The 14,262-nt window shown below is 69.0% G+C and carries 16 protein-coding genes; 5 read left to right on the plus strand and 11 right to left on the minus strand.

Translation table 11 applies throughout. The annotated features are described in order from the left end of the window. Together QOI01_RS29025 and QOI01_RS29030 are read right to left on the minus strand one after the other, a co-directional pair. The coding region (locus QOI01_RS29025; RefSeq protein ID WP_526386598.1) for a GNAT family N-acetyltransferase at positions 1-332 on the minus strand (332 nt) is incomplete at its 3' end. Next, on the minus strand, positions 329-763 hold the full coding sequence (locus tag QOI01_RS29030) for a hypothetical protein (RefSeq protein WP_526386599.1): 435 nt from the start codon (positions 761-763) through the stop codon (positions 329-331). The genes QOI01_RS29030 and QOI01_RS29025, both read right to left, overlap by 4 nt. Positions 764-811: 48 nt before the next feature. Between QOI01_RS29030 and QOI01_RS29035 the strand changes: the two genes are divergently transcribed. Then, positions 812-1,288, plus strand: a complete 477-nt coding sequence (locus QOI01_RS29035; protein ID WP_526386600.1) for a cupin domain-containing protein — start codon at positions 812-814, stop codon at positions 1,286-1,288. Here QOI01_RS29035 and QOI01_RS29040 read toward each other — a convergent pair. The 7 genes from QOI01_RS29040 to QOI01_RS29070 form a co-directional block, all read right to left on the minus strand. Continuing rightward, the gene (locus QOI01_RS29040) at positions 1,278-2,006 is read right to left on the minus strand and encodes a 3-keto-5-aminohexanoate cleavage protein (RefSeq protein ID WP_526386601.1); all 729 of its coding nucleotides are present in this window, start codon (positions 2,004-2,006) and stop codon (positions 1,278-1,280) included. The two genes, QOI01_RS29035 and QOI01_RS29040, sit on opposite strands and share 11 nt — an antisense overlap. Before the next feature lie 155 nt (positions 2,007-2,161). Further along, positions 2,162-2,593: a type II toxin-antitoxin system Rv0910 family toxin gene (locus QOI01_RS29045; protein ID WP_526386602.1), complete on the minus strand. Its 432-nt coding sequence runs from the start codon at positions 2,591-2,593 to the stop codon at positions 2,162-2,164. A gap of 2 nt (positions 2,594-2,595) precedes the next feature. Next, positions 2,596-2,859 (minus strand): Rv0909 family putative TA system antitoxin, encoded by a 264-nt coding sequence (locus tag QOI01_RS29050; RefSeq protein WP_526386603.1) that lies wholly within the window; start codon positions 2,857-2,859, stop codon positions 2,596-2,598. Between the two features lie 26 nt (positions 2,860-2,885). Beyond that, a complete protein-coding gene (locus QOI01_RS29055) occupies positions 2,886-5,270 on the minus strand; it encodes a cation-translocating P-type ATPase (RefSeq protein WP_526386604.1) in 2,385 nt (794 codons plus the stop codon). Then, positions 5,267-6,886, minus strand: a complete 1,620-nt coding sequence (locus QOI01_RS29060; protein ID WP_526386605.1) for a serine hydrolase domain-containing protein — start codon at positions 6,884-6,886, stop codon at positions 5,267-5,269. Before QOI01_RS29060 ends, QOI01_RS29055 begins: the two co-directional genes overlap by 4 nt. A 17-nt stretch (positions 6,887-6,903) precedes the next feature. Next, positions 6,904-8,025, minus strand: coding sequence for an MBL fold metallo-hydrolase (locus QOI01_RS29065; protein ID WP_526386606.1), 1,122 nt, complete (start codon positions 8,023-8,025; stop codon positions 6,904-6,906). A 1-nt stretch (position 8,026) separates the two neighbouring features. Then, the gene (locus QOI01_RS29070) at positions 8,027-8,758 is read right to left on the minus strand and encodes an enoyl-CoA hydratase (protein WP_526386607.1); all 732 of its coding nucleotides are present in this window, start codon (positions 8,756-8,758) and stop codon (positions 8,027-8,029) included. A 37-nt stretch (positions 8,759-8,795) separates the two neighbouring features. Between QOI01_RS29070 and QOI01_RS29075 the strand changes: the two genes are divergently transcribed. Beyond that, complete coding sequence (locus QOI01_RS29075) at positions 8,796-10,280, plus strand: carboxyl transferase domain-containing protein (protein WP_526386608.1); 1,485 nt, start codon at positions 8,796-8,798, stop codon at positions 10,278-10,280. Between the two features lie 52 nt (positions 10,281-10,332). Here the strand turns inward: QOI01_RS29075 and QOI01_RS29080 are convergent, their stop codons facing one another. Beyond that, on the minus strand, positions 10,333-10,959 hold the full coding sequence (locus QOI01_RS29080; RefSeq protein ID WP_526386609.1) for an NrtR DNA-binding winged helix domain-containing protein: 627 nt from the start codon (positions 10,957-10,959) through the stop codon (positions 10,333-10,335). A 124-nt stretch (positions 10,960-11,083) separates the two neighbouring features. Here QOI01_RS29080 and QOI01_RS29085 point away from each other — a divergent pair, with 124 nt between their 5' ends. The 3 genes from QOI01_RS29085 (at position 11,084) to QOI01_RS29095 (ending at position 13,144) form a co-directional block, all read left to right on the plus strand. After that, positions 11,084-12,061 carry an ADP-ribosylglycohydrolase family protein gene (locus tag QOI01_RS29085; protein ID WP_526386610.1) on the plus strand — a complete coding sequence of 326 codons (978 nt, stop codon included), beginning with the start codon at positions 11,084-11,086 and terminating at the stop codon, positions 12,059-12,061. A gap of 172 nt (positions 12,062-12,233) precedes the next feature. Then, complete coding sequence (locus tag QOI01_RS29090; RefSeq protein WP_526386611.1) at positions 12,234-12,494, plus strand: hypothetical protein; 261 nt, start codon at positions 12,234-12,236, stop codon at positions 12,492-12,494. Further along, on the plus strand, positions 12,452-13,144 hold the full coding sequence (locus tag QOI01_RS29095; RefSeq protein ID WP_526386612.1) for a hypothetical protein: 693 nt from the start codon (positions 12,452-12,454) through the stop codon (positions 13,142-13,144). Before QOI01_RS29090 ends, QOI01_RS29095 begins: the two co-directional genes overlap by 43 nt. 36 nt (positions 13,145-13,180) lie before the next feature. Here QOI01_RS29095 and tal read toward each other — a convergent pair whose 3' ends face one another. Further along, the gene (gene tal, locus QOI01_RS29100) at positions 13,181-14,260 is read right to left on the minus strand and encodes a transaldolase (RefSeq protein ID WP_526386613.1); all 1,080 of its coding nucleotides are present in this window, start codon (positions 14,258-14,260) and stop codon (positions 13,181-13,183) included. Between the last annotated feature and the right edge of the window lie 2 nt (positions 14,261-14,262).

Consider the following 14,262-nt stretch of genomic DNA (forward strand, 5'->3'; position numbering starts at 1 on the left):
TTCACACCGGTTCTGCGGACGGAGCTGCCATACCAGGTGTAGCCGATCTCCAACCGCCGGTTGGGCGGATCGGCGTGGCAGTAGCTGGACGATCCCACCACTCGGCCGTCCCCGTCGCGCACCAAGAACGTCAAGCCGGTGTCGGGATGCTGCACCGCCAATCGCCCTTCGATCCATTCCTGGGCGGTATCCGGCGTCGGCGCGCTGGTAAACCAGAGTTCCCGGACCTCCTCGGCGGCCGCGGCTATCTCAGCTGCGTGCCCGGCGGTCAGCGGCTCCAGGGAGACCCAACGATCGCCCCGCAACGCCACGGGTTCGAGAAAGCCGCTCATCGCCTCCGTCCCATCCCCGCCCAGGCCGCGACCATCGCGAACACCGAGAGCACCACGGCGACGAGGACCGCGCCGCCGCCGACGTAGAGGCCGTAACCCGCCGCCACGGAGTTGGCGACGTACAGCCGGTAGTACCACAGCACCAGCACCGCCAACAGCACCGAGATCCCAAGCGCCGCACTTGAAGCGAGCTTCGCATACAGACTCCGCGCCGCCATCGCCGCCGCCACGATCAACGTCGAGCCCAGCACGACGATGAGCTGCCCCACGCCGAACCCGTTCGGTGGCACGTGGATCACGCCGTGCTTCCCGCCGATCGCGTTCGCCCGCCCACCGCCGTCGACGCTGGTCACCAGCCATGGCAGCCACGCGCTGACCAGCAGGACCGTCGAGCAGAGCACGACGAACCATCCGGGACGCAGGCGGGCCATATGATGAGCGTATCGGGTCGCGGGGCCGCACCCACGTAGGCTTGACCCATGACGGAGCTCCCCGACTGGGCCCTGAACCTGGACCTGTCAGCGCACCCCGAAGGGGGCTGGTACCGCGAGACGTGGCGCAGCGAGCTCACGATCGGACAGTCAGCACTTCCGCCCGGATACACCGGTTCCCGCAGCGCCGGCACCGCGATCCTGTTTCTACTGATGCCTGGCCAACAGTCGGCCTGGCACACCGTGCGCAGTGCCGAGCTGTGGCTACATCACCGTGGCAGCCCGCTGCTGCTGGAGGTTGGGCGGGACGGCAGGAGTGGGCAAGGGCCTGCGGCCGAACAGCACAGCGCCACAACACATCTGATCGGAAGTGACGTCGCTGCGGGCGAGCAGCCCCAGTTCGTGGTGCCGCCAGGGCACTGGCAGCGAGCCCGGCCGCGTGACGGCGAACCCACGCTGGTGAGCTGCGTCGTCGTACCCGGTTTCGACTTCGCCGACTTCGCGCTCGGCGCGCCTACCGACTGAGCAGCCGCACCGCCGCCGCCACCAGTTCGGCGTTGCCAGGCGTGACGGAACCGTCCGGCAGTTTCAGCGTGTCCTCCATGCCGATGCGCGTCTGGACGCCGCACGATCCTGCGTGTTCCAGTAGCGGCCAACAACTTTCGTCGAGACCGTGCAACAGCACCGGCGCCGGGGAACCCGCGGCGGCGATCCTTTCGAGCATGGCGTCCGCCACCGCGACGTCCTCGTGGCCCTGGAGCTCGATCATCACGCGCATGCAGTGCCGAGCCATCTTCGACTCGGCCCATGACGCGGCGGCCTCGAGGTGGAATAGTCCTATCTCGACGCCGAGGCCCTTGCCGAGCAGGACGTCGGCGAGCTCCGGTGAGCCCGGTTCGTGCCAGTTGAGCGATGCGAAGTCTGGCAGCACGGTCCAGCCCTCGACGGCCTTGCGGCGCGCGTCGGGGTCGGGAAGCGCCCAGAACCCCGTGGTCACGCCGAGCGGCAGCCCCGGCACCGCCTGGCGGACCGCGGTGACCGCCGCGTCGACGACGTCCGGTTCCAGTGAGTCCTTGCCGTCCGGCGTCTTCGGGTGCATGTGCACCGCCTTCGCCCCGGCTTGGTGGGCAGCTACGGACGCGGCGGCGAGCTGCTCGGGCGTGACCGGCAGGTTCGGATGCTGGTCGGGGGTGCGCGCACCGTTGATGCACGCCTTGACGTAGATGGCGGGGTTACCGGGCATCCCTACATTCTCACCCTTCGCGCCTCACCCTTCGACACGGAGGTTTCCGAAGTAGCGTGCACACGCGAGGACTCGCGTCACCCGGCGGGCAGACGCAACAGTGCGCGACACGCCGGCGATTCCGACACGTTTGCGTCTGCTGGCGCGGGTGGTCGTCACGCGAAGACCGTCTTGAACTTGTCCAGCGACTCGCGGATGTCGCTCTTGAGCGAACTGGCGACGATCATCCCGATGGGGCCGAACAGTGCGGGCCCACCCAGATGCACGTCGAACGTCACGGTCGACCCGATGTCGGCCGGCTTGATCTTGCCTATCAGCTTGACCTTCACGCCGCCCTTGCCGTCACCGTCGAGCGTGAGCGACTGAGGCGGCTTGTAGCTGACGATCGTCCACCTGACGAGGTTGAGCATGCCCTTGACCTCGACCACCGACGCCAGCTTCGTGCCCTTCTCCAACGTCTCGGGCAGCGTGCTGCGCCACACCCGGTGGATGCTCAGCCAATCCTTGTAGCGCGATAGGTCGGAGGCGGCCGCCCAGGCCTTCTCCGGCGGCAGTGGCACGTCGACGGAGACCGACAGCTTCGCCATCGCTAGGGCGTCGGCGGGGGCCCGGCCGGCGCGGCTGGCGCGGCCGGCGCGGCCGGTGGGGGCGTCTGAGGCGGTTGCGGCGGCTGCTGGGTGCCGCCCGCAGTGTCCCTGGCCGCCTTCTTCGCGGCGTCCTGCACCTTGTCGACCTGCCCGGCGTACTTACCCTGCGTCTTCTTGTCCACGAGGTCGCCCGCCTTGTCGATGGCGGTGTCCACCTTGTCGGCGTTCTTCGACACCAGATTCTTGACCTTGTCTAGAAATCCCATGGACCCACCCTAAACGCCCGGGTTGCTCACTCCGACCGCCAGAGGCGGCGCTTCTCCCCGATGACGGCCCCCTGCACCCACCAGAGGACCTCGATGAGCGCGGCGGCGAGCACACCGATCGCCATGGCCGTCGTCGTCTGCGCGACATTGGACGGGTCGAGCATGAACGCTCGTCTGGCCAGGGGAATCGAGAAGATCACCACGTACGCGACCGCCGAGATCCCGACGAGCCCGACCCGCCACCACTCGTAGGGTCGGGCCACCACGGCGAGCACCCACAACGCCCCCACCAGGAGCGTGATCAACGCGGCCGTGGAGGCCTGGATCTGCTGGGTGGTGGTCGCGGCGCGGCCCTCGTACGCCAACAGGTAGGAGGTGAACGTGGCCAGTCCGACGACCAGCCCGCTCGGCACTGCAGACGTCATCACCCGACGGACGAAGCCAGAGTGGGCTCGCTCCCGGTTGGGTGCAAGCGACAGGACGAACGCAGGGATGCCGATGGTGAACCAGGCGGCGATCGTGACGTGGATGGGCTGGAACGGGAAAAGCAACGGATCCGTGCCGAACAGCTTGGCCGACAGCCCAGCCACGCCGACCAACACCGCGAGCAGCACCGAGTACACCGTCTTGGTGAGGAACAGGTTCGAGACCCGCTCGATGTTGCCGATCACCCGCCTGCCCTCGCCGACGACGTACGGCAAGGTGGCGAACCTGTTGTCCAGCAACACGATCTGAGCGACAGCGCGCGACGCCGAACTGCCCGATCCCATCGCGACGCCGATGTCAGCGTCCTTGAGCGCCAACACGTCGTTGACCCCGTCGCCCGTCATCGCCACGGTGTGACCACGTGACTGCAAGGCGTGCACCATCGCGCGCTTCTGGTCGGGCCGCACCCGGCCGAACGTCGTGTACTCCTCGAGCGTGTCGGCCAGATCGTCGGCCTCGGCGGGCAACTGACGGGCGTCCAAGGTCTCGCCGTGCAGGCCGAGGGTGCCCGCGACCGCACCGACCGAGACGGCGTTGTCGCCCGAGATCACCTTCACCGTCACCTTCTGCGCGGCGAAGTAGTCCAGCGTCTCCCTGGCGTCGGGGCGGACTCGCTGCTCCAGGACCACCAGCGCCACCGGGGTGACGGTGCCGGGGGCGTATGGGGCGTCCACCGACTCGTCCGACGACCCGAGGAGCAGCACCCGCAGCCCCTGCGCGCCGATCCGCTCGGCCTCCTCGGCGTCGGGCGACGCGGGATCGAGCAGCACGTCGGGTGCACCGATCACCCAGTTGCCGTTGTCTCCGTAGGAGATTCCGCTCCACTTGGTCGCCGACTTGAACGGCGCAGTGGCGGTCGCCACCCACCCGGGTGGTGCGTCGTAGGCCTCGCCGATGGCCTGCATGCTGGCGTTGGGGCGGCTGTCGTCGGCGGCCAGCGAGGCCAGGGCGTCCTCGGCGAAGTGACCAGCGGTGAGTGGTTTGAGCTCACTGAGCCGCATGCCGTTCTCCGTCAGCGTTCCGGTCTTGTCGGCGCACACCACGTCCACGCGGGCGAGGCCCTCGATCGCGGGCAGCTCCTGTACCAGGCACTGACGCCTGCCAAGGCGGACCACCCCGACGGCGAACGCGATCGACGTCATCAACACCAGGCCCTCCGGCACCATCGGCACCAGCGCACCGACCATGCGCAGCACCGACTCCCGCCAGCCGACGTCGGTAGTGAAGAGCTGCGTATAGATGGTCAGCAGACCGGCGGGAACCAGCAAGTAGGTGATGACCCGGAGGATCGTGTTGATGCCGCTGCGCAGTTCGGACTTCACCAGCGTGAACTTGCTTGCCTCTTCGGCGAGTTTGGCCGCGTAGGCCTCGCGGCCCACCCTCGTCGCGCGGTACGCGCCACTGCCTGCGACGACGAAGCTGCCCGACTTCACCTCGTCACCCGCGTCCTTGGCCACGGGTTCGGCCTCACCGGTGAGCAGCGACTCGTCGACCTCGAGGTTGGCCTCCTCGACGATCTCGCCGTCGACGACGATCTGGTCGCCCGGCCCCAGCTCGATGACGTCGTCGAGCACCACCTCGCTAGGCGGCCGCGCGCCGGTCCCGGACTGCCTGCGCACCACGGGTTTCGCCTGCCCCACGATCGCGAGCTTGTCCAGGGTCTGCTTGGCCCGCAGCTCCTGGATGATGCCGATCGCGCTGTTGGCGACGATGAGGATGCCGAAGAGACCGTTGATGAACGAACCGGTGGACAGCACGATCATCAGCAGGACGCCGAGGATCGCGTTGATGCGGGTGAAGACGTTGGCGCGGACGATCTCCTCGACGCTGCGGGCGGCCCGGGTGGGCACGTCGTTGGTCTTGCCCTCGGCGACGCGCTGCGCGACCTCGGCGTCGGACAGGCCCGTCGCCAGCGCGGGGGTCATCGCCCTGGCGCCCTGGCGAAGGTGCCCATCTTCTCGGCGTCGTAGAACTCCAGCGTCAGCTCGTCGCCGGCAAAGGTGGCCTTGGAGATCGATCCGGGTGGCGCGTTCTCACCGGTCGGGACGAACGTGAACACGTTGCCGTCCCAGTGGGTCAGCTCGAGTGTCTCGCGCGGTCCGATTGCGAGAGTGAGCTTTCCGTTCACATCCGCGATCCTGGCCGGACCCCAGTAGGCATTGTCGTAGGTGCCGACCAGCGTCGGCGTCGGCGGCGTGGGGGCCGGGTTGGCGGGCGGCTTCTGGCCCGCCAGCGAGCCCTCCGGGGCCTCCATCTTCTTGAACGCCGCCTCGTACAGTCCGCGCCAGTCCTGCCGAACCTCGCCGAACTGCACCAGATCCGCGAACTCGGCGGTGAGCGTCTCGGGGATGCCCGACGGTGTGGCATTGGTCAGCGCGACGATCGCCACGTCGGCGGACGGGATGATGACGAAGTTGGTGCCCGCCCCCAGTTCGAAGGCTCCGGAGTGGCTGAGCTGCTGGCGGGCCGCTGACGTCGTGCCCACGTTGAATCCGTAGCCGTAGAAACCGGAGCGCATGGCGGGCTCGCTCGCGCGGTCGGACACGATCTGGGGAGTGACGGCTGGCAACAGCGCCTTCGGGTCGACGATCTGCTGACCGTTGAAGCTTCCGTCGGCCAGCATCATGGTCAGCCACTTGGTCATGTCGTTCGCCGACGAGCTGACCCCGCCTGCGGGCGCCTCGGCCTGGGCGTCACGGACGTAGAGCGGTTTGTAGGCGCCGTCGATGTGGATGTGCCCGACGGCCTTGTCGGTCCTCGCCTCGTACTCGTCGAACCGCGAACTCGTCGACGTCATCCCGAGCGGCCCGTAGAGAACCTCCTGGCTGAGGTCCTCCCACGACTTGCCCGCGCTCGTCGCCACCGCCTCGGCTCCCGCGGTCAGTCCGAAGTTGGTGTAGGCGTATGAGATCCGGTACGGATCCAGCGGCAGCTGGCGAAGGTGCTCCAGTACGTAGCGCCGGTCGTAGCCCAGGTCCTCGAGCAGGTCACCCGCATGGTCGGGTAGGCCGGACCGGTGCGAGTACATGTCGCCGACGGTCACCATCTTGGTGACGACCGGATCGGTAAGCGCGAACCACGGCAGCTTGTCGACGATCGGGGTGTCCCAACTGATCGCGCCCAGCCCCACCTGGTGCGCGACGACGGTCGACCCCAGCGGCTTGGACAGCGACGCGAGCTGGAACACGGTGTCGGGTTCGATCTTGTTGTCGGGGGCGTCTCCGTTACGGACGTCCTTGACGCCGAACCCCTTGGCGTAGACCGTCTTTCCGCCGTGGACGACGGCGACGGCCATGCCGGGGATGCCCGACTTCTTCATCAGCTCGTCGGCGATGCCGTCGAGTTTGGCGACCGCGTGGTCGACGGCGTTGTCCGGCAACGGCATTGCCGGAACCAACGGCGGCGGAACGTGGGGGGACACGGCACTGTTGGACGGGCCGCCCGACGGTCCGGCCTGTTGGGCGGGCTTCGCGTCACATCCGGCGATCAACGCCAGGACCGCGAGCGAGACGACCAGGCGAGACCTCGATGAGCGCTGCACACCAGCACGTTAGCCGCTCAGGTACGCCACCATGGGTCCAACGAGACCGACGGTCCGGATTCTGTTGGCGCTTCGATGCGCTGCCCCGGCCTCGGCGTCGCCACCGCCACGCCTCCGTCCGCCGCGGCCACCAGCAGCCGCTCCACCGGCTCGGACCACGGGTGCGGCGCCAGCCGGAACGTCGCCCAGTGGATCGGCACCAGCAGTCCCGCGTCGGTGACGTCGCGGTGCGCGCGGACCGCGTCCTCCGGGTTCATGTGGATGTCGGGCCAACCCGGGTGGTACGCGCCCACCGGCATGAGGGTCACGTCGAACGGGCCGTGATCGGACCCGATGTCGGCGAAGCTCTTGGAGTAGCCGGTATCGCCACCGAAGAAGGCGCGGTGCCTGGGTCCGATGATCGCCCACGACGACCACAGCGTGACGTTGCGCGTCAGGAATCGGCCCGAGAAGTGCCGCGCGGGCGTGCAGACCAACTCGAGCTCGCCGAGTCGAGCACTCTGGTTCCAGTCGAGTTCGACGATGCGATCTTCCGGGATGTGCCAGGTCCGCAGATGTGCGCCGATGCCGAGCGGCACGAAGAACTTGGCCCGCTGGGTCAGGGCCAGCTGCTTGACGGTGTCGACGTCGAGGTGGTCGTAGTGGTCGTGGCTGATGATCACGGCGTCGATCGCGGGCAACGCCTCCAGCTCGGCGGGGACCGCGTGCAGGCGCTGCGGGCCGACCGCGCGCGACGGTGAGCAGCGGTCGCTCCACACCGGGTCGGCGAGGATGCGGTAGCCGTCGACCTCGATGATCGCCGACGAGTGGCCGTACCAGGTGACGGCGAGGCCGCCTGCGGCCACGCTGGGGTCCGGGGTGACCAGCGGGACGGGCTCCGCCGGATGCTGGTCCGAGCTTCCGCCGATGACCTCGCGGGCCAGGATGAACTGCTGCTGACGGGTCAGGCCGACGTCCGACGCGGGTTCGACGTTGGCGAACACGCCGTCGTGGTAGTTCGGCGATCGCTTGGCGACCGCGCCGATTTCGACCGGCGATGCGCCTAGCGCCTCTGGTGCGCCGGAGAGCGCGCGCAGCGCCCAGCCACCGGCGACGATCGCTGCGGTCCCGCCGACGAGCCGGGCGGCGCGCCAGAACACCTTAGGCGCCCTGGAACTTGGCTGGCCGCTTCTCCATGCGCGCGACCTGCGCCTCGATGACGTCCTGACTGGCCCAGGCCTTCGCGAACAGCTCCTTGTGGACCGGCCACTGGTCCTCGTAGGCGCCGTCGTCGTTGAGCACCCGTTTGGCGTGCTGCAGAGCCAGCGGGGCCAGTCCGGCGATGTCGGCCGCCCAGGCCTGTGCGTCGGACAGTTCGCCGATGCGGTTCGCCATTCCCGTCTGCAACGCCACCTCGGCGGTCAGCTTCTCCGCGGTGAGCAGCATGGACCGGGCCCGACCGTAGCCTGCCAGCGACGAGAGTCGGCGGATGCTCCAGTTGTCCAGCGCGAGACCGTATTTCGACGTCGGGAACTGGAAGAACGCCTCCGGCGCGACGACGCGCAGATCGCAGATCATCGCGAGCTGCAGACCTGCGCCGATCGCGGGCCCGTTGATCGCGCCGATCACCGGCATGGGCGCCGCGTCGATGGCGCGGTTCAGCGCGATGAGCCGATCCGGGTAGTCCTCGGCGAACGCGTCGCCCGACAGATCAGCGCCCGCGCAGAACACGGTGCCCTGCCCGGTCAGCACGATGGCGCGGACGTCTGCTGCGGCGGCCTCCTCGATCGCCACCCGCAGACTCTCGACGAGTTCGCTATTGAGGGCGTTGCGGCGCTCGGGGCGTTGCAGTTCCAGGGTCGTGACGTGGTCAACACGGGTAACACCAATCATGGGGTCAGCCTATCGAGCCGCCCGATAGCCTTGCTCCGTGAGCCGGATCGGTGCCCTTGCGCTGCGCGACGCCGTCCTCGACGAGGGGTCGTTCCTCAGCTGGGACGTCGAGCCCCTTGACGTCGGCGCCGGCGAAGATTATCGACGCGAGCTCGCGCAGGCCAGGGCCGCGACCGGTCTCGACGAATCGGTCCTGACCGGCGAGGGGACGGTATTCGGTCGCCGCGTAGCCGTCGTCGCGAGTGAGTTCGACTTCCTGGCCGGATCGATCGGCGTGGCCGCCGCGGAGCGGATCACCGCGGCGATCGAACGTGCCACCGCCGAGGCGCTGCCGCTGGTGGCGTCGCCGAGTTCGGGCGGCACGCGGATGCAGGAGGGCACGGTGGCGTTCCTGCAGATGGTCAAGATCGCCGCGGCCGTCGAGTTGCACAAGCAGGCGCACCTCCCCTACCTGGTGTACCTGCGGCATCCGACGACTGGCGGGGTGTTCGCCTCTTGGGGCTCGCTCGGACACGTCACCGCGGCCGAACCGGGCGCTCTGATCGGCTTCCTCGGACCGCGCGTGTACGAGCACCTCTACGGTGAGCCCTTCCCGGCGGGCATCCAGACCGCGGAGAACCTGCACCGCCACGGCGTCATCGACGGCGTCGTCCCGATCGAACTGCTTCGCACGACGCTGGACCGGGCGCTCAAGGTGCTCTCCGACAAACCCGGTCCACCACCGGAGGCGCCCGCACCGGAACCCATCGCCGACGTACCCGCCTGGGATTCGGTGGAGTCCTCGCGGCGTCCCGACCGGCCGGGCATCGGTTACCTGTTGCGGCACGGCACCACGGAGCGGGTGCTGCTGTCGGGCACCGGCGGTCACGGCGAGGCCGCCACCACGCTGCTGGCCTTGGCGCGCTTTGGCGGGCAGCCCGCGGTGGTGGTCGGGCAGCAGAGGGGCGTCGGCGGCGGACTCGTCGGCCCGCAGGCACTGCGTGAGGCGCGGCGCGGGATGGCGTTGGCGGCCGGGCTACGGCTGCCCCTGGTGCTGGTCATCGACACCCCCGGCCCGGCGTTGTCAGCCGAGGCCGAGGAGGGCGGACTGGCCGGCGAGATCGCCAACTGCCTCGCCGAACTCGTCACGCTGGACACGCCGACGGTGTCGGTGCTGCTCGGCCAGGGCAGCGGCGGGCCCGCACTGGCGATGGTCCCGGCCGACCGGGTGTTGGCCGCCCTGCACGGCTGGCTGGCGCCGCTGCCGCCGGAGGGCGCCAGCGCCATCGTCTACCGCGATACCGATCACGCTCCCGAACTGGCTGCGGCGCAAGGCATCCGGTCGGCCGATCTGCTGCGCAACGGGATCGTCGACGCGATCGTCCCCGAGCACCACGATGCCGCAGACACCCCATCGGACTTCACGGCCCGGCTCTCGACGACCATCGCCTGCGAACTTCACTCGTTGCGCTCCATGACCGCCGACGAGCGGTTGACCTCACGGCTGCGGCACTATCGCAACATCGGCCTGCCAGGTCACTGACGTCACGTGCACCCACGCGCCCCCTCCCCCGTTGACATGTCTTCCTGCCCACCTATGAGCGACAATGTCTCGGCGGTGGCCGAGTGTCGCTCATGCGCCGAAATGTCTCCGCGGGCCGCCCGCGTGTGCCGGTGACGACCTCTCCCGTCGGCTCGAGTTGGGGTTCCATGATTCGGCGGAACCGGTCGCGCTGCAGTGGCCCACCGGCAACGGCATCGTGGGCCATGCGCAGATCGCGCAGAGTGAACTCGGACCCGAGCAGCCCGTCCGGATCGGGAACCGCGGCATAGCGGGGCCGCATGTCGTCGACCGCCCTGGCGATGATGCCTGCGTGGTCGTGCGGCAGCCGGCCGGGCCGCGACGTCGGCATCAGCCTGGTGCGATCCGGGAATCGGGACGCGAGCCGGTCTGCACCCACGACCGCGAGGTGGGCCACCGACAGGACCCAGCCGCGGTCGTCGCGATCGGGGTCGTCGAACACGTGCAGTTGACGCGGCCGCAGTCCGTGCACACCCGACTTCATCCGCAGCGACCGGTCGACGGCGTCGGCCAGCCGCTCGCCGGGATGCAGAAAGGTTCCGGGCAGGGCCCACCCGCTGTCGTCGTTGCGGCGTACCTGCAGGACGAGCAGATCCGATCCCGCCATGTCGAGAGTGACCAGCGCGGTGTCCACGGCCACAGAGGGCCGTGGGTAGTCGGCGAGGGTCTTCCCGCTCTCGTCTGGATGCGTGGGAATTTGTCAGCCTTCTGTTGTACATTTCATTTAGCTCATTATTGCGTTAAATAGGTCACGGGGGGACGACATGACGACATTGACTACAGCACAGATCGATCGGGCCTGCGGCGTACTGCTCGCCACCGCCGCCGGCGACGCACTCGGCGCGCCGTACGAGTTCCAGCCCCCCAGGGGGCCGGAGAAGGACGTCGCCATGGTCGGCGGCGGCGGGCTCGGCTGGGCGCCTGGCGAGTGGACCGATGACACGTCGATGGCCATCGCGATCGCCGAAGTCGCCGCCACTGGAGTCGACCTGCGCGAACGGTCCGCACAGAACGACATCGTCGAGCGCTGGTACGGGTGGTCCCGCACGGCCAAGGACGTCGGCATCCAGACCCGCCGCGTGCTCGACTACGTTGGGAACCAAGAAGGTTGGGCCTCGCCGGCCAGGCACGCCGCCTTTCAACTGCACGAGCGCACGGGCCGCACCGGGGGCAACGGCGCGCTGATGCGGACCGCTCCCGTCGCGCTGGCCTACCTCCACGACGAGGACGCGCTCGTCACCGCCGCCCGTCAGATCAGTGCGCTGACGCACTACGACCCGGACGCCTGCGACGCGTGCGTGCTGTGGTGTTGCGCCATTCGCCACGCGGTACTCACCGGCGAGCTGGACGTGCGCGTCGGGCTGCGTCATCTCGAGGCGGACAGTCGCGAGACGTGGTCGAAGCGGCTCGACGTGGCAGAGTCTTCGCGCCCGAGGGACATCGCCAACAACGGCTGGGTGGTCGCTGCACTGCAGGCCGCTTGGTCGGCGATCGCGCTGACGAACACCGGGGCGGGACATCCCGCCGAACACCTGACCCGCGGGCTGGACGCCGCGGTGCGGGCCGGCGACGACACCGACACCGTGGCCGCCATCGCGGGCGGTCTGCTCGGCGCGGTGTACGGCGCGTCCGCCGTGCCTGCGCAGTGGCGCCGTCTGCTGCACGGCTGGCCGGGGCGTCACTCGCGTGACCTGGTGGCACTCGTCGGCCGGATCATCAAGGTGGACATCGACTTTCCGTAACGTCGCAGCCATTGCCCGGCGCGAACCCGAAACCCGGGTTTAGGCTGCATTCGTGGCGGAACCGTAGCCGGGCTGGCGCGCGGTAACCGGCAGAACCCAGGGCCCCGTTCCCTGCGGCTACCCGAGAATGGGACGGCGATCATGGTGACCTCGGCGCCGACCGGCGAGTGCGTTGCCCTGCTCGACGGCCGCGATCACCGCGCTCGGCGACGCCATCGTCGGCTCCCGGGTGGGTCGTTCATCCGACGACGACATCACGCTGTTCGAATCCGTCGGCGTCGGATTGCAGGACCTTTCGACGGCCGAACTGGTCATCGCCCGCGCAGAAGAACGCGGGCTTGGGGGTGCGGGCCGACCTCGGCGCGTGGCCGCGGTGGCATCCTGGAAGCCGTGGACACCGTGCTGCACTTCGCCGGAAACTTCTGGTGGCTGATCTTCCCGCTCGGCGGGATGATCGGCGGCGGCGTCAGAGCGGTCGGCGCCGCCAACGAACGGCGCGCCGACCGACGACTCGAGCGGTATCGGATCAAGCAGCAGACGAAGGTCGCCGTCGCGCAGGCATCGGGTCGGGGCAAGGTCGACGAAGCCGCCGCCAGGCGCGAGCTGACCAAGGTCTACGCCCAGCACGACAGTATCGATGCGCGCTGGCTGGACTACGAGGTCGACGTCGCGAAACTGCTGGACTTTCCGATGATGACCGATATGCGCCAACCGCTGACGGCCGCCTTCCACAAGGCCCGCAGCCGGGCAGACCTCTTGCGTCCCGCGAGCGTCGACGACGTGATCGCCGACCGTGACGCCCAGCTCGACTACCGCGACGCGGTGCACGACTACGGCTCGGCCTTCGACGTGGCCGAGACAGAGGCGATCCGCAGGCGCCGCAGCGACTTCTCCGCCGAGGGGCAACAGCGGCTGAACCGCGCCCAGCTTCTGCTGCGGGTGGCCGCCGACGAATCGGCGACCCCGCAGGAACGGCAGAACGCGTACGCCAAGGCCCGCAACGAGCTCGACGGGCTGCTGGTGCTGCCCGCAGTGACGCGGGCGAGCATCGAACGGCGCATTGCGGGCGAGCTCGAAGCCTGACGGCGGCGCCGCAGGGCAGTCGCCAACAGGGCAGTCTCAGTGGATTTCGGCTCCGGCGGCGCGTAGCTGCTCCGCGGTGGCCTCCAGGAGCTCTTTCCAGGACACCTCGAACTTGTCGACGCCCTCGTTCTCGAGGACGACGAATACGTCGGTCAGGTCGATCCCGACGGCAGTGAGCTTGTCGAAGACCTCCTGCGACTCGACCGCGGTGCCGGACACGGTGTCGCCGGCGACCTCACCGTGATCGGCGAACGCGTCGAGGGTCTTCTCCGGCATCGTGTTCACGGTGTTGGGGGCGGCCAATTCACTGACGTACAGGGTGTCGGGGTAGTCGGGGTTCTTGACTCCCGTCGACGCCCAGAGCGCCCGCTGTAGGCGCGCACCACCGGCCAGCAGACCCTGGAACCGCGGCTGCACCTCGAAGACCTGCTGGTACGCGGCGTACGCGAGACGAGCGTTGGCGAGCGCCGCCTTGCCGCGCAGCGCGAGAGCCTCGGGGGTGCCGATCTTCTCGAGGCGGCTGTCGATCTCGGTGTCGACGCGGGAGACGAAGAACGAGGCCACCGAGTGGATGTGGGACAGGTCGCGCCCGGCCGCCTTCGCGGCCTCGAGGCCGTCGAGGTAGGCGCCCATGACCAGTTCGTAGCGTTCCACCGAGAAGATCAGCGTGACGTTGACGCTGATGCCCTCACCGAGCACCTTGGCGATGGCCGGGATCCCGGCCTCGGTGGCCGGGATCTTGATGAACAGGTTCGGGCGGTCGACGATCTTCCACAGTTCGACGGCCTGCGCAACGGTCTTGTCAGCGTCGTGGGCGAGGCGCGGGTCGACCTCGATGGACACCCGCCCGTCGACGCCGTAGCTCGCCTCGAACTCCGGGGCGAGGACGTCGCACGCGGCGCGCACGTCGTCTGTGGTCACCGTGCGGATGGTGGCCTCGACGTCGGCACCGCGCTCGGCGAGCTCCCGGACCTGTGCGTTGTAGGCGTGCCCTTTGCTAAGTGCGGCCTGGAAGATCGACGGGTTCGTGGTGACACCGACGATGCTCTTGCTCGCGATGAGTTCGGCGAGGTTGCCGGACTCGATGCGGTCACGGGAGAGGTCGTCGAGCCACACCG

Origin of the sequence: Mycobacterium sp., assembly GCF_032162605.1 — a bacterium.
Lineage (GTDB): Bacteria > Actinomycetota > Actinomycetes > Mycobacteriales > Mycobacteriaceae > Mycobacterium.